Raw genomic sequence first — 15200 nt, forward strand, 5'->3', positions numbered from 1 at the left:
AGCTGCAAATAGTCATTTTCTGAGTCGAACCGATTTTTTCTTTTTGTACCTCCATATCGGAGGCTTTTTTGCTGATGGCGCTGGACCCAGTGCAAAAACATCTAAGGCGGGCGGTATCAGTTGGTTTTTTACATATCGGCTTGATGGTCCGGCTTACTGGGGTTCTAAGCCGGGCAATGGTATTCGGTTAAATCCTTATCGGAGTATCAAAAGAATTCCATCGTGTTTTGGGTTTCATCGATTTTCGTGGATAGTGCCTGCCTGATCTCACCCGTTGGATCATTCTTACCATATGCGCGTGTAGTATGTAATAAAATGATTTTAAATGTTTTTTTAACTTCCCTTGTATTAGCAGGGAGAGATGCTTGACGACAAAAAAAACAGTTTTTTGAACTCAACTTCTGTTTTTATCCTGCTCCCCTTGTTATCGATACGACTCCCCTTATCATCATCGTTCCTGTGATTAAAATCATTTCCCGATACAACCTGATGAGGGAGGCTACATGGAGCATTCTACCATCCCTGAGCGATCTGAGTGAGATAGTGAAAAGCCGCTAAAGAAGTCTCGCCTGATAGCCTGAAGTGACGCCAGACCATAGGACTGATATCCCGAAGGGCGACTTTCACGACATAGTGAGATGTCTGATAAATATGTTTAGTTGCTTATTCTATCGCTAATTGAGCAGAGTGCCCCAGACTTTTTTATGCTTTCGACACTTTCGATCGAGATCTCTGTGTTAATGCGATAGAACATTTAAAGCGACGAGCAAATTAAAACAATTTTAATTTACTTCCATAACACAATAGACTACAAAAAATTAAATGATAATGACATAAAACTAATCTGAGTATTTAAGAAAGTTTGAATGCTAAAAAATAATTAATGGTAGGAATTAAAATGAAGCAGAATGCGAGTGCGCGTTTTCTAGAGCGGATTGGTATACCCAGCACCCTATCATGGGGATATTTGGGGATTTTAGCCTTTATGGTTGGCAATGGCATTGAAATAGGCTGGCTAAGCCCCTATCTGGTGGGTAATGGGTTAAGTATTCAAGATGTCTCCGTGTTATTTAGTGTCTATGGTGTAGCTGTCGCCATATCTTCTTGGTTTGCTGGTGTATTTTTTGAGACGTTTGGCGCTAAACGAACCATGCTATTAGGCACCATTTTTTGTGTTGTTGGTACAGTCGGTTTCGTCAGCCTGGGCTTAAAAGAAATGTCTTATCCTATCTTGTTGATGACACAGGCTATCAAAGGGTTTGGCTATCCTTTATTTGCCTATTCATTTTCAGTGTGGATTGCCTATCGAAGCCCTGTCGTAAAACTCAGTACTGCATATGGATGGTTTTATTTCGTCTTTTCAGGCGGAATGCAAGTATTGGCCACTTTTTATGCGAGTTGGGCGGTGGAAAAATTAGGCCATATCCATACCTTATGGACGACACTGATATTTATTATTGCTGGCGCTTTTTTTGCCCTGGTTCTCAATCGCGATAACATTAAGCCGCAAGGTCATCATAATGCGCTTGAAAATATCAGGGAGGTTTTAAAAGGCATGACTATTCTTAAAGATCACCCTAAATTATTTATTTCTTGCCTTCTCCGCATCATCAATTCACTTTCTCAGTATGCTTTTCCTGTTTATTTGCCGGTATATATGATTTCTCAGGGTTTTACTACAACTCAGTGGTTAAGCATCTGGGGAACCGCATTTACGAGTAATATTCTATTTAATTTGGTCTGGGGTATAGTAGGAGACAGAATAGGGTATAAAAGAACCATTATTTGGTGTGGCGGCGTTCTGACCGGCGTTGCCTCGTTGCTTCTGTTTTTTGCCCCCCAATTTGTTGGCACAAATTACACCATAGTACTCATGTGTGGGATTTGCTGGGGAGCGGGTGTCGCCGGCTATATCCCGTTGGATGCGATGTCCGCTAATATGGTAGAAAAAGACAAAGGGGCCGTCATGTCCGTACTAAACTTAGGAACGGGGTTATCTGTGGTTATCGGCCCAGCCATTGTTGGTCTATTTATAGACAGCTTTGGGGCAGGTGGGGTCACTTGTATCGTTGCTGCCCTTTATTTTGTCGGCGCCTTGATGACTCATTTTCTGGATGAGCCTGAGAAAGTATCTAAAAATATTATTCAATCCGACGCGATGACCATGAATAAATCTCCAAACTCATAAATGAGTGTTTAATTCAGCGAGTAACCAGACTGTTTTTCAATGATGACTGGTATACGACTACGACTAATTCATTTAATAATTACTTCTTCAGCCCGTTTTTGCATTGCTTTGGCATGATGAGCAATATGTTCTTCGATAAAGCTGGCGATAAAGTAGTAGCTATGGTCATATCCTTCTCGAAGATTTATAGTCACCGGATAACCAACTTCATCGCAAATACCTTGCAATAAATGAGGGCGTAATTGTTCATCCAAAAAGTCATCATTGAGACCTTGATCGATCAGAATAGGGAGCTGTTCTTTTGCATTTTTGATCAGTTCTACAGTGTCATATTGCTTCCAATCAGATATGTTTTCGCCAAGATAGGCTGAAAATGCTTTTATTCCCCAAGGAACCTGACCGGGGGCCACAATAGGTGAGAATGCTGAAATGCTGCAATAACGGCCCGGATTTTTCAATGCAATGATCATTGCGCCATGGCCTCCCATTGAGTGCCCACTGATTGCTCGTATATCAGTCACTTCAAAGTGTGTCTCGACCAAATCAGGTAATTCTGAAACAACATAATCATACATACGATAATGTGAAGCCCAAGGGTATTTTGATGCATTGAGATAAAAGCCGGCACCCTTTCCAAGATCATAAGCTGGATCATCAGAGACATCATCACCTCGTGGGCTGGTGTCTGGAGCAATAATGACGATCCCCTGTTCAGCAGCATAACGTTGAATTCCTGATTTTGTGATGAAATTTTGCTCTGTGCAGGTCAGGCCAGAGAGCCAATAAAGAACAGGCAATCTCTTTTCTTTAATCTGAGGAGGTAAGAAAACTGAAAAACGCATCTGGCAATTCAGAACCGTTGATTTATGTTGATAGACATTCTGCCATCCACCAAAGCAGGCGTGATGTTCGATTCTTTCCATTACGTTCCTCTCTAAGGCCATTTATTATGGCGATTATTTTATTATTTGTCAGATACCGTGCTGATTTACAACACGGTTTTCTTGCTACAATAATTTGTTTTCTGCAATAAAGAATCAGTCAGTAGTGAATGACCGTTCGGATTGATTTACCTTCATGCATCAGTTCGAAAGCTTCATTAATATTTTCCAGAGGCATCGTGTGAGTAACGAAAGGTGCCAGCTCAATTTCACCTTTCATAGCTTCTTCTACCATTCCCGGCAATTGGCTGCGTCCTTTTACTCCACCGAAAGCGGTTCCTTTCCATGTACGTCCCGTAACCAGTTGGAATGGACGGGTAGAAATTTCTTGTCCAGCACCCGCGACACCAATTATCACGGATTGCCCCCATCCTCGGTGTGCGCTTTCGAGAGCGGCACGCATTACATTGACATTGCCAATACATTCGAAAGTATGATCAACGCCCCATTTTGTCATATCCAGAATGACTTGTTGAATCGGCTTGTCATAGTCATTGGGATTGATGCAATCAGTAGCACCAAATTGCTTGGCGAGTTCGAATTTAGTTGGATTGGTATCAATGGCAATAATGCGACCAGCTTTTGCTTGGCGAGCACCTTGAATAACGGCAAGCCCAATCCCACCAAGCCCGAAAACACCTACAGAATCACCTGGTTGCACTTTGGCTGTGTTGTGTACAGCACCGATACCAGTAGTGACGCCACAGCCTAACAGACAAACATGTTCATGGTTTGCGTCTGGATTTATTTTTGCCAGTGATACCTCAGCAACGACAGTGTATTCACTGAATGTGGAGCATCCCATATAATGATAAATAGGTTGCCCATTGTAAGAAAAACGTGTTGTGCCATCTGGCATGAGACCTTTACCTTGGGTTTCACGGACAGCCGTACAAAGGTTAGTCTTTCCAGACTGACAGAACTCACATTTAACACATTCTGCTGTATATAGTGGAATGACATGATCACCCGGCTTTACACTTGTGACACCTTCACCAACCTCGATAACTATTCCAGCGCCTTCATGCCCGAGAACAACAGGGAATATTCCTTCAGGATCACTGCCTGAAAGGGTAAAAGCATCCGTATGGCAGACACCGGTATGGCTGATTTTTATCATTACTTCACCTGCTTTTGGTGGAGCAACGTCAATTTCGACAATTTCGAGTGGTTTGTTTGGCCCAAAGGCAACAGCAGCTCGTGATTTCATATAACCCCTTATTTTTGTTACTAAGATAAGTTGATACAAAAAGTGGATGCTAAATTATCCATTCAATCAGCTTCAGCACCAGAAGATTCTAACACTTCTATTTAGCCGTATCATTTCGTTGGATTTTTGATTTATGGACAAATATTCAAAAACAGTGAAGATTGGGATGTTCACCACATTATTCATTTGACGAACAGGTGGTGTTGGGGATGAAATCGATAACTTGGTGATGCTGTATCCTAATTGTCATCAAGTAATGAGTATGTAACTCCAATTGCTATTCGAGAAAGGGCCTCATGAGATGTAATCATATCTACAGTAATGGATTTGTTGTCCTTGTTAATTTGAATTGATGCACACTTAATTTTAATTAGAGAAGCATAGTTATTTGGTAGATAATTATGATAAATAACTCGTTCCTAAAATGCATGAGGAACTGGCTTAAATTAAAGGTTAAGGAGGATTTAGTTAATAAGCAAAATTTTTCAGGAAAGTGATTAATTTCTATAGCATGCATCTTTCACATTACAGGAAAATGCATTATAACCTGCAATGAATTTCATTGATAATAAATATCAATGTTTTTTTATTTTTAAAGGGGTAAATGATATAAGATTATGATAAGGTGACTAGATGTAAGTGACATATCTATTATTGTAGTGGTGATTTATATAAATTAAAAACTAGGATAAGTATTATAGAGGGACTTAAATAAAAAACGAAAATAACTAACCTAGGAGTATTAATCATGGCAATTGTCTTTGCATCAATAAATCCGAATAGCAGTCCTCTGAAAACATCAAGTCAAAATTATGTTGATATACCGGGTTTGATGCTTGATGTTTCAAAGTATTCTAACTCACCAGGTTTAACAGCATTAATCACGTTAAATATACCAACTCCTTATTCTTCAGGTAATAATTATCCTGGAGGAAACTTTATTATTATAACCGATCAAGGAGAACAATTGGCTTACGGTGGGTTTACTTATAGTAATAAAACTCCAGAAGCTTATGGGCGTATGCCATTTACACTGATCACCAGTTGTTCTCTTGCATCTAATATTTCTATTATAAAGGCTCAGTGGAGTAATGTACGTGGTAGCACGGTACATATCGATTCATATGCATCCATTTCTGCGGTTATTCAGTGTGGTCATCTAGTTTAGTCAGATTCAATGCTTAGATGGTGTGTCATATATAGTGTATAGCATTAAATTTGAGTTAAGCCTCTATTGATATTTTCTATTCAAAAATGAAAATCATCAGTAGGGGCTTATCCTTAGGGTGATGATTTCTGTTAATTAATAAAATAATAGTGGTCAATTTTATTTCATATGGATACATTTCCAATGTGGTGTATGCTTAAATGTATTAGCAGATAATATAAGATTATATTAAAAATATCTTATATTTTAAGTAAGCTATGAACTATTCATATACTGGTTATGGGATATGAGGTTCACTGATATAAAAAACCACGTTAAGAGGCTAATTAATTATTCAAGTTAAAATTTAATGGTTTCAATTGCCTTTTTCTAATATCTTCCGGTAATATTAACGTATAACGTCCTAACATATTGTTATGGCTGTCTATCAGTGAGGATAAGTGCACAATATTCTCATCACACGTATTTTCACCGATACTGCGAAGATGTGACAGAGCCTCATGCGATCGCGTTTGCTGATTTTGCCACGCAGCCCATAACCGTATAGTGTGGCGATGTTATTATTGTTCAATCAATACTCACAGTCTTACTCTACCAAAAACGTTGCTGACCACGTTTACAGGGAATGATTTTTAGTTAAGAATAAAAATCCAAAATTTATGTCCACCAAATAAGTTCATCCTCTTTGTTAAGTCCCATAAAACATGTAATAAGTAGTCGTTTTTCCTGTAATTGGTTAGCATTACCCGTTAAAACAGCATGAATTAAATTCCCATTCAATAAAATTAAATCTCCAGGAACTATATCAATAATCATACTTTCATGTTCTTTAAGAATATCTTCTGGATATGGGAAGCCGCTATGAGATAGTCCAAGTGCTGAACGAGAAGCAGGATCTGGATCTATATTCCACACTTTCAGTTGCCCTCCACCTTGCGGAACTTCCGCATAAAAATTGACTGCCATTACTTGATTAATAGATTGAATTTCAAAATCTTTTTGCAGAGGATCGCTAAGTTGAGCTAAATCATCATGGGGTAATAGGAGAAATTCTCCGGAATTATTCCAGTAAACGGCTTTAGAATTACCAGTTGCAATCCCGAGATGAGTTGCTGGTCGGATATGTAATAACTTTTCTGATTGAGAATTGATTACTTTTCCCACAAAAAACTCAATGGGATTAATTGTATCTCGAAATAATTCATTTATTGCGGAGCGGAAATATTCAACTTGTTCTAAATATTCAAGAGTTGTTTTTTCTATATGAGATGCCCCAATAAAATACCCCTCTACTCCATCAATACCTTCTCCAAAACGAGGTTTTCTAGCAGAGGAATTCCAAAAATTATCGATGATTTTCTGTCGTTTTTCTTTTGATAAAAAATTACGAATACGACACGCTGCAAGATTACCTTCTAAAAGAGATTCTACCGCATTTATATCTATACAATTTTCTGTTTCATGTATAATAAATTCTGATTTTTCCAATTTATTTCCTGTTAAAGAAAATTTTTCGTACATCATGTTTATTCCTTATGCTTATAATTTTTATGCAGTAATTTTCTTTTTATATGTAGAAAACCTAAAATTGCGGGTACTGGACTAATTATTCTATCTTGCTCTTTAAACTTATCATAATATCTCTCTCGTAATTTAGGTAATTGGCTCCAATGAGTACCGCCTGATATATGATGTTCCTGATGATATCCATCATTAAATGCTAGTAAATTATATAATTTTCCATAATAACTAACGGAGTTTGAAAATTTATTTTCTGGATTAGCTCCATAATGTTCATAATAGTTTTGTATGTTTACTAGAATAAAAGAAAATAAAATGGAAGGTAAATAGCAAAGCAATGTCCATTCCCAAGACACACTAAATAAAAAAAGAAAACCAATAAATATTGCAAGTCTATCTAATCGAAGTTGAGTAATTTCTTTTCTGTTCTTAAGTTTGTCTTTTGAAATTAAATTCTCAAAATTACTGTCATATTTACTTAACTTATATCCCCATGAAAATAAAGACCATAATATATGCGGAATTATATTTAATAAAGTTCCTATGCCTCCAATAATGGCATATTTCCATAGTGTGTTATGTTCATTTTTTTTACCATTTAAAAAAGTTGATGATAAATCTTTTATAGGATTTCCATTATCATTGTGATATTTATGATGATTCCTAACATGTGTTAAATGATAAGCCTGAATAGATTGCCCTATATTAATTGAATTCAATATAGAGACAAAATTATTCATTACAGATGATACAAACCATGGATTATGAGTAAAGAAATGAGAAATAACAATGATATTGTAAGTAGTAATTAATGACACTATAATAACATTAACTATCCAGCTGTAAATAGATAATTCATTCCAATTAAATGCCAATGTGATATTTATTATCACATTCAATATGCTTAATAGAAATAATATAGCATCTTTTTTAGAAGATTTCCAAATTTTCATGCTCATCCTTTTACATTAATATGGTGCATTAAAAATCTACTTTATCTTTCAGATTAAATAAATATACTAATCATTAGAAATAAGTAGATCATTTTCGCAACTTATCATGATTGAAATAAAGTAGGAGTGATCTACTAAATTTTATAAATTAAATTCTCTATTTTAAAATAAAATTGGTTAAATTCTAATGTTTAAAAATATGATTGTAGACTGCCTCGACGCCTTACATCTAGAGTTGCGCAGTGGAAAGAACCACCAAAACTATTAAAATGTCTAAAATTACATGGTATTGGTGTAAATCCCCAGCGCTTCATTGCTGCTATCATTGGTTCATCTTGTTTTTCGACAATAACTCTATTTTCATCCAACATCAGAATATTCATATTAATCCATTTGCTAGTCATATACAGAGGATGATCATCAGGTATAATTGGATTTGGTGCATGAAAAACATCCCACCCTTTGAATAAGTCAGGAATTTTTGATACTTTTTTAGGGTTAACTAGTAACTTGCCTGGTGCCATAGGTACAAATGTTGCGTCAATATGCATTGGATTTGGATCGTCAAATTCAAATACATGTATTCTATATTCATTTCCAATATGCCGTCTTAGCCATTCAATACCAAAATCATTTGTTACATGGCTTTTTTGAGCAATAATATCTCTACCACAACGATAGAAATCTGCAGCATCAAAAGTTGGTTCAAATTCAGTAACAGCAAGAGAAACCTTTCCTTGCATATTACTCTCTTTCTCCCAATTTAAATTATATAGCTCATCCGTTAATTGTGGTTTTGGTGCAGCATTCCACTTAGCGCCAGACTTAAAATATTCTTTTAATAAAGTTTTATAAGCAGAAGTTTCAAAATAGCGAGATCTCCACGCTAATGGGCATTCAATTATATTATCACCAATTACCAAAAGTACATCTCTGGGCATAGCGCAATATAAACCAGTACTGGTCCATCCCGGTGCCCCAAAAACCGCTGATTGATCTTGTATATCAGGACGACGAACTTTAACCCCTTCACTTTCAAGTATATGGACGAATTCCTCCAATTCTTTAGAAGCTAATTCTATAAGTTCCTTAGGGAAAGAACGCCCGGAATTTCTCTGGAAATTAACGACTTGATTAGCAGGTAAAACAGGTTCTAGTGCCATATGCCATGAAGGAAATCTGGCGCCATTAACAATACCTACGATAACCTCTTCAAGTGGATCCCACTCAGCAAATGAACTTACTGGAGATTTAGGTAATTCTGAATAATGCATATCTTTCATATTATAACCTTATTTATTAAAGCAAAAATTAAACATTTATTTAATAAAAAAATAATATAATTTAAAAAAATATTAACAATCCCTATTAACAATCATTTTTTAATAGTATTTGAAATTTTGAAAGAATAATTTTTATAATGTTATGATTAGCGAGGTTTCACTTGGGTGAAAGTATACGGAATACGAGCAAGTTACATCATTATAATCTTATGAAATAAATTAATAGAATAGGTGGATGACTGTGATATAAAAAAGGAGTAGCAGGATGAGACGCTAATGTTTTATCCTGCCAGATACTTTTTTTGTTAATATAATTTAATTAACTTGGTAAGTAATTACAAATGTTTTTTTTCTTTCACATGAAAAATAATAACTAGGCCAAATATTATTGCAATCATACCAATAATGCTTAAATTAGATAATTTATTACCCAAAAACAAATAATCCATTATTGCAGTTACACCTGGAACAAGATAAAACAAACTAGTCACATTGACTAAATTACCAGTCATAATCAACCGATAAAGTAATAATTGGGCGGCAACAGAAATAACTAAACCAAGCCATAATACAGGGATGATGAAGCCTATCGTAGGTTCAATATGAAAAGGTTTAAAAGGCACAAACAATAAACACATAAATAGACTAATACCATATTGTAATGGTAAAACTTCAGATGGCGGTTGTTGGATTTGTTTCTGAAATATAGCACCTATACTCATGCAAGTTAGTGCAGATAAAGCAAAAAAAGTTCCCGATAGAGAGAATCTAGCGCTTATTATTCCTTGAAATACAACAAGTATTAGTCCAATCAAAGATATTAGTAATCCTATAAGACGACGGATAGAAAAATGTCTTTCCATAAACCAAAGTGTGATAATTGGTTGTATCCCCATTATTGTTGCTAAAACTCCAGGGGTGATTCCATGTTCTAATGCGAGAAAATAAAAAATAGAATACCCACCGATGATTAATAAACCTACTCCAGCCACTTTTTTGGCGCTTCCTGGTGCAGGAAGATAACGTTTTTTTGATATGCAGAGTAACAATAAAAATAAAAAAGCAATAGAAAAACGTACAGTTAAAATAGCAAATGAAGAACTATGATTTAATCCCCAACGGGAAAATATAGCGCCACTACTCCACAATAAAACAAAAAGAAAAATTGACCCATAGTTACTCCAAAGTGTTTTTGTGTTCATATAAATTTTCCTGTTTATTGGAATAAATACAAATTGTTATTGTAAAAAAATCTACTATTAGGGGATTGAAGCTCAGTGAAACGAAAACTCACGTTAAAGATTTTTTTGTTTCATCAATGACTTTATAGACTGTCGAGCGGGCTATTTTCATCTTGATGAACGCATCCCAAACCCGTAACCCTCGGCACCGTGCTGAAATTGAGAGATGAGGTGTGGATCGGTGAGCTTGACGCAATGATTGACAGGTATGTCAAAGAAAACGATGCCTGTCAACGATTATCCACCATTCCCGGTATTGGGCCGATAAAGCGCAAGTGTGCACATATTCTCAGCAGAAAATAACCTGAAAATACAGAAGCCGAATGTACGAACGCAGTGATGACCGCCACCCAACGAACTTGTCTTGCACATAAGCGGGGGTTCATGTACGAATATAGAGCTGCAATCTACCTTCCATGCCACAACAACTTTTGTCTTGCAAGCGGGATGCGTTCATATAGAAGACCATATGCGAAGCTGAAGTTAATTTAAAGCAGGCTCAGTATTATTGAGCCTGCATGTAGCCTCTCAAGCAAAGCAAATTTTTGCCCAGCGTGCCAGACCTGTCGTTACTGAGCCGAAGTAGTTACCACCAACCAACGGGATACCCGGCAACTCTTGTTCAACGGCCTGACGCAGAATAGGTGAACTGGCTGAGCCACCCGTCATAAAGATCACATCGGGTTGAATTCCACCTTGTGCTACCGCTTCACTGACCAACTTCGCCATTTTCTCTTTAGTGGATGTGATCGCGGCAATCATTTGATCACGTAGGATATTAACTTCAATAATTTCTGATAATAGATTGAGTTTAACTTGATGCTCAGACAGATTTGAAAGCGCAATTTTAGCTTCCTCTGCACTGCGGACAAGGCTGTATCCTAATGTATCTTGGTGCACTTTCAATAAACGGGCTAATTTCTCAGGTTCTTGGGCATCTCTGTACAAGGATTTTAATGCTGTCAAATTTTGACGAGAATAGAACTCTTTCTGAGCCTGTACGTCATTGATGGCAATAGGATTCCAGAATTGCGTCAGTGGCATATCAATACCAGAAGCAACTTTGCTTCCCAATCCAAAAGGGTGCATCAGCTGTTTGAAGGTCAGATTAATATCTAAATCATTTCCCCCAATACGCTGACCAGTGTGTGCCAGTAAACTGTCATTGCGCTCAGATTTACCTCGCCAGCTTGGGCCCATTTGAATGAGGGAACAGTCAGTTGTTCCGCCGCCAATATCAACTACCAATACAGTTTTGTCTTCTGCCAGTGTCGCTTCATATTCCAAACCTGCTGCCACTGGTTCAAATTGAAACTCAATATTACGAAAACCAGCGCGTTTTGCGGCATTAAGTAGAATTTCCTCAGCTTGTTGATTGGATTTATCGCCACCACGTCCATGAAAATTAATTGGACGGCCAATTACGACATCATTGACAACTTGCTGTTTATTAGTTTCGACTTGTTGTTTGATATTCGCCATCATGGCGCAAACCAAGTCCTCAAAGAAACTAATTTGAGTATCTCTTAATCCCATTGCCCCCAGAAAAGATTTTGGTGATTTAACGTAGTAAACATCTTGAGGGTCTTCTAAATATCGAGCCAATGCTTCTTGCCCAAAGACGATATCATCTGGCAGGAGCTCGATACCTTCCTCACGATTTACAGTAATTGCGCTACGAAGTAGCTGTTCACCAGCCTGATTAATTGGATTGATATTCCGGTGGCGAAATAAGTGCTCGGAAACTGATTCTCGGGTTGGTGCAGCCAGAGCAGAAGGCATGTAGAAGTTATCATTTTCGATAGCAATTAGCTGTGGCATATCTCCGATCATCTCTGCTACCGCGCAATTGGATGTGCCATAGTCAAAACCGATGAACATAGGTTTCCTCATTTTTAATCGTGGAAAATTTTGAAAGGGCGACGATGCTATCCTAAATAGCAACCTTGCTGCAACTTGAAATCAATGAAAAATCTTATAGAAAATAACGGTGGAGCTGAATATCATTTATATAATGCACGTAATAATCATGCTGATTTTTATTTAAAGAAATATAGTTCAAGGTTTTATCAATATGTTTCTGGTTTTGTATGTGGAAAAAATGAATTTGATAACAAGTAAAAAATAATGAAAATAAAAAATATCATAGATGAAGATTCAGTTAGTTGTTTATTGCATAGTTGGAATGATTTTCTAAATTTTGAGTCCAATTATAGGCATTTTGATTACAAAAATATTGGTTACCTTAATTATCATTCTGCTATTACTGACTCAGAGTATAGATATGTACAAAAAAGAGGAAGTCAGTATAGAGAGGAAATTCGCGTTAATGATAAAGGTATTCTTAACCATCTTGGAAAATTTATGAATAAAAAATAATAAGCATTGATTATTCCTTACGAAAAATAGCTATGTGAAGTTTCTTTTTTCCGAGCAGGTTTATTTATCCAAATCATAGAATGATTTCTGTTTCTGGGGATACAAAGTATAATATTGAAAATTTTTAATCGATTAACTATAACAATTTAAATAAAGGCCAGACATATGACGCGTTACGAACAATTGGCTGGAATGATCCGCCAACAAATAGAGGACGATATTTGGCAGGTGGGTGATAGGTTACCCTCACTGCGGGAAACGGTGAAATCGTCAGGTTTGAGCTTGATGACTGTACTGCAAGCCTACCAGTTGCTTGAAAGCCAGGGATGGATCGTGGCGCGCCCACAATCAGGATATTATGTTGCCACTCGATTAAAACCTTTTGCGGCGGCAAAGGGAGGGAAGGAACTAAATTTAAGTGAGAATGTGGAGATCAGCGCGTCTATTTTTGATGTTTTACAGGCATGCAAAGACCCGCAAATTATTCCTTTCGGTTCGGCATTTCCTGATCCTTCTTTATTAGTAGAACCTAAGTTGTCAAAAATGCTGGCTTCAGTCGCTCGTCGCTTCGTTCCACACAGTTCACTGGCAAATCTACCGCCGGGAAATGAAAAGTTACGGCGTAATATCTCCCGCCGCTATGCTTCCCACGGTATCCATGTTTCCCCTGATGAAATTGTCATTACTGCCGGGGCAATGGAGTCATTAAGTTTTAGCTTGCAATCGGTAACTTCGCCGGGTGATTGGGTAGTGATTGAATCGCCTGCTTTTTACGGGGCATTACAGGCGATAGAACGGTTACGTTTGAAAGCCATTGCCATTAAAACAAACCCACATTCAGGCATTGATTTGGATACATTAGAAGAGATTGTGCAGAAATATCCAATCAAAGCCTGTTGGTTGATGTCGCGTTTTCAAAATCCATTGTGCAGCACAATGCCAGCTAAAAATAAACAGCGATTAGTAGAGATTTTGAATCAGAATCAGATCGCTTTAATTGAAGATGATGTATATGGTGAATTATATTTCGAACAAGAACCCCCGGCGCCAATAAAAGCATGGGATACAAAAAATAATTTCATGCACTGTTCATCATTTTCAAAATGTCTTGCTCCCGGTTATCGGGTAGGCTGGGTTGCGGCGGGCAAACACGCGAAGAAAATTCAGCAATTACAGATGATGAGTACGGTATCTGCCAGTACACCAACACAATTGGCGATAGCGGATTATTTGGCACAGGGGGGATATGATAACCATCTGCGTCGGTTAAGGCGGCAGTTGGAGCAGCGACAAAGCCGGATGCTGTGGGCAATCAGTGAATACTTTCCTCAATCCGTGAAAGTAAACAGTGCGCGTGGCGGCTATTTTCTCTGGCTGGAATTTGAACCGCCTTTCAATGCCAATCGACTCTATAAACTGGCATTAGCAAAGAATATCAGCATTGCGCCGGGTAGCATGTTTTCCACTAGCTCTCAATTTGATCATGCTTTCCGCTTGAACACTTCATTTGCATGGAATGAAACTCAGGCTTTGGCAATGAAAGAACTGGGGAATATATGCCACATGCTTTTAAGGGAATGCGGGTAGTCAATCACATTTCAACTATCTTGATATTGTCGCAAGGATAATTATTTGCGAGTGTTTCTGTTAATAATTTGATACTAATTATCTTATTGCTCTATAAACAGAATAAAAAATGGTGAGGGAGTAGCATGAAAATGAAATGTTTCGATTATGCAACATTACCAAGGATGCAATGGTCTGAAGGGAAAGGTGAAACAAGGGATATTGTTTGCTGGCCAGTGTCTGATGATTTCGCTTGGCGGGCTTGTTTTACGACCATTCATCAAAATGGAATATTAGGGCAGTTTCCTGATATTGAGCGCTCAATTGTTTTGTTGAAAGGAAAGGGAGTCCGCTTGACCAGTCCGGGTTTTTTGGAGCACGAACTGGTGAAAAAAATGACTCCATTTAATTTTTCGGGTGATGTTTTGGGTCATGCCGAATTACTGGATGGTCCTGTTCAGTGTTTCAATATAATGACCCGCCGTTCTTGTTGGACTTCTGAGGTTTCGGTGGTTTCTGATGAACGTTTGCTGCCGACAGCACACAGTGGCGTACTTTATGTCTTAAAAGGTCGCTGGGAAATGGCAGGAGAGAATTGTGTCCAGCTTGCTTTTGGTCAAGGTGCATGGTGGTTGCCGGATATCCGCGAAGGAGTAATCAAGCCACTGATTGCAGATAGCCAGTTGTTGTGGGTCGATTTACGTCCAATTGGGTGAATAAGATAATTATTTAACATGAGTGAAATAAGCG

Annotated in this window: 13 protein-coding genes and 1 pseudogene; 6 read left to right on the plus strand and 8 right to left on the minus strand. The window is 37.6% G+C overall.

Annotated elements, in window-relative coordinates:
* Nucleotides 1–64 precede the first annotated feature (64 nt).
* Nucleotides 65–148 (plus strand): annotated as a pseudogene (locus tag Xvie_RS23130) (hypothetical protein); the annotation flags it as partial.
* Between the two features lie 365 nt (nucleotides 149–513).
* On the opposite strand, the gene Xvie_RS09955 reads toward Xvie_RS23130, so the two are convergent.
* A complete protein-coding gene (locus Xvie_RS09955; RefSeq protein ID WP_279625678.1) occupies nucleotides 514–627 on the minus strand; it encodes an IS1096 element passenger TnpR family protein in 114 nt (37 codons plus the stop codon).
* Between the two features lie 256 nt (nucleotides 628–883).
* Between Xvie_RS09955 and Xvie_RS09960 the strand changes: the two genes are divergently transcribed.
* Nucleotides 884–2188 (plus strand): MFS transporter, encoded by a 1305-nt coding sequence (locus Xvie_RS09960; RefSeq protein WP_244175565.1) that lies wholly within the window; start codon nucleotides 884–886, stop codon nucleotides 2186–2188.
* 68 nt (nucleotides 2189–2256) lie between these two features.
* Here the strand turns inward: Xvie_RS09960 and fghA are convergent, their stop codons facing one another.
* Nucleotides 2257–3111 carry an S-formylglutathione hydrolase gene (gene fghA / locus Xvie_RS09965; RefSeq protein WP_086109176.1) on the minus strand — a complete coding sequence of 285 codons (855 nt, stop codon included), beginning with the start codon at nucleotides 3109–3111 and terminating at the stop codon, nucleotides 2257–2259.
* Nucleotides 3112–3229: 118 nt separating this feature from the next.
* Nucleotides 3230–4339, minus strand: coding sequence for an S-(hydroxymethyl)glutathione dehydrogenase/class III alcohol dehydrogenase (locus tag Xvie_RS09970; protein ID WP_086109177.1), 1110 nt, complete (start codon nucleotides 4337–4339; stop codon nucleotides 3230–3232).
* A 748-nt stretch (nucleotides 4340–5087) separates the two neighbouring features.
* On the opposite strand from Xvie_RS09970, the gene Xvie_RS09975 reads away from it, so the two are divergent.
* Nucleotides 5088–5507: a hypothetical protein gene (locus Xvie_RS09975; RefSeq protein WP_086109178.1), complete on the plus strand. Its 420-nt coding sequence runs from the start codon at nucleotides 5088–5090 to the stop codon at nucleotides 5505–5507.
* A 657-nt stretch (nucleotides 5508–6164) separates the two neighbouring features.
* On the opposite strand, the gene Xvie_RS09980 is transcribed toward Xvie_RS09975, so the two are convergent.
* From Xvie_RS09980 to yegD, 5 genes are all read right to left on the minus strand, one after another.
* Nucleotides 6165–7031 (minus strand): 2OG-Fe(II)-dependent halogenase WelO5 family protein, encoded by an 867-nt coding sequence (locus Xvie_RS09980; protein ID WP_244175566.1) that lies wholly within the window; start codon nucleotides 7029–7031, stop codon nucleotides 6165–6167.
* A 2-nt stretch (nucleotides 7032–7033) separates the two neighbouring features.
* On the minus strand, nucleotides 7034–7981 hold the full coding sequence (locus Xvie_RS09985) for a fatty acid desaturase family protein (RefSeq protein WP_086109179.1): 948 nt from the start codon (nucleotides 7979–7981) through the stop codon (nucleotides 7034–7036).
* 191 nt (nucleotides 7982–8172) lie between these two features.
* Nucleotides 8173–9264, minus strand: a complete 1092-nt coding sequence (locus tag Xvie_RS09990) for an amidinotransferase (protein WP_086109180.1) — start codon at nucleotides 9262–9264, stop codon at nucleotides 8173–8175.
* 335 nt (nucleotides 9265–9599) lie between these two features.
* Entirely contained in the window at nucleotides 9600–10466 is an 867-nt protein-coding gene (locus tag Xvie_RS09995; protein WP_086109181.1) for a DMT family transporter, read from the minus strand.
* 567 nt (nucleotides 10467–11033) lie between these two features.
* Nucleotides 11034–12386, minus strand: a complete 1353-nt coding sequence (yegD, locus tag Xvie_RS10000) for a molecular chaperone (protein ID WP_086109182.1) — start codon at nucleotides 12384–12386, stop codon at nucleotides 11034–11036.
* Between the two features lie 246 nt (nucleotides 12387–12632).
* Between yegD and Xvie_RS10005 the strand changes: the two genes are divergently transcribed.
* The 3 genes from Xvie_RS10005 (at nucleotide 12633) to Xvie_RS10015 (ending at nucleotide 15166) form a co-directional block, all read left to right on the plus strand.
* Nucleotides 12633–12884 carry a hypothetical protein gene (locus tag Xvie_RS10005; RefSeq protein WP_086109183.1) on the plus strand — a complete coding sequence of 84 codons (252 nt, stop codon included), beginning with the start codon at nucleotides 12633–12635 and terminating at the stop codon, nucleotides 12882–12884.
* A gap of 165 nt (nucleotides 12885–13049) precedes the next feature.
* Entirely contained in the window at nucleotides 13050–14471 is a 1422-nt protein-coding gene (locus tag Xvie_RS10010) for an aminotransferase-like domain-containing protein (protein ID WP_086109184.1), read from the plus strand.
* A 125-nt stretch (nucleotides 14472–14596) separates the two neighbouring features.
* Nucleotides 14597–15166, plus strand: coding sequence for a HutD/Ves family protein (locus Xvie_RS10015; protein ID WP_086109185.1), 570 nt, complete (start codon nucleotides 14597–14599; stop codon nucleotides 15164–15166).
* Nucleotides 15167–15200 lie beyond the last annotated feature (34 nt).

It is taken from the genome of Xenorhabdus vietnamensis, assembly GCF_002127535.1.
GTDB lineage: Bacteria > Pseudomonadota > Gammaproteobacteria > Enterobacterales > Enterobacteriaceae > Xenorhabdus > Xenorhabdus vietnamensis.

Bases quoted from the DNA above. Each gene is read 5' to 3' on its own strand.
- Xvie_RS09985 (WP_086109179.1), bottom strand. From the start codon at position 7,981: ATGAAAATTTGGAAATCTTCTAAAAAAGATGCTATATTATTTCTATTA.
- Xvie_RS09980 (WP_244175566.1), bottom strand. From the start codon at position 7,031: ATGATGTACGAAAAATTTTCTTTAACAGGAAATAAATTGGAAAAATCA.
- Xvie_RS10005 (WP_086109183.1), top strand. From the start codon at position 12,633: ATGAAAATAAAAAATATCATAGATGAAGATTCAGTTAGTTGTTTATTG.
- yegD (WP_086109182.1), bottom strand. From the start codon at position 12,386: ATGTTCATCGGTTTTGACTATGGCACATCCAATTGCGCGGTAGCAGAG.
- Xvie_RS09970 (WP_086109177.1), bottom strand. From the start codon at position 4,339: ATGAAATCACGAGCTGCTGTTGCCTTTGGGCCAAACAAACCACTCGAA.
- Xvie_RS09990 (WP_086109180.1), bottom strand. From the start codon at position 9,264: ATGAAAGATATGCATTATTCAGAATTACCTAAATCTCCAGTAAGTTCA.
- fghA (WP_086109176.1), bottom strand. From the start codon at position 3,111: ATGGAAAGAATCGAACATCACGCCTGCTTTGGTGGATGGCAGAATGTC.
- Xvie_RS09975 (WP_086109178.1), top strand. From the start codon at position 5,088: ATGGCAATTGTCTTTGCATCAATAAATCCGAATAGCAGTCCTCTGAAA.
- Xvie_RS10015 (WP_086109185.1), top strand. From the start codon at position 14,597: ATGAAAATGAAATGTTTCGATTATGCAACATTACCAAGGATGCAATGG.
- Xvie_RS10010 (WP_086109184.1), top strand. From the start codon at position 13,050: ATGACGCGTTACGAACAATTGGCTGGAATGATCCGCCAACAAATAGAG.
- Xvie_RS09960 (WP_244175565.1), top strand. From the start codon at position 884: ATGGTAGGAATTAAAATGAAGCAGAATGCGAGTGCGCGTTTTCTAGAG.
- Xvie_RS09995 (WP_086109181.1), bottom strand. From the start codon at position 10,466: ATGAACACAAAAACACTTTGGAGTAACTATGGGTCAATTTTTCTTTTT.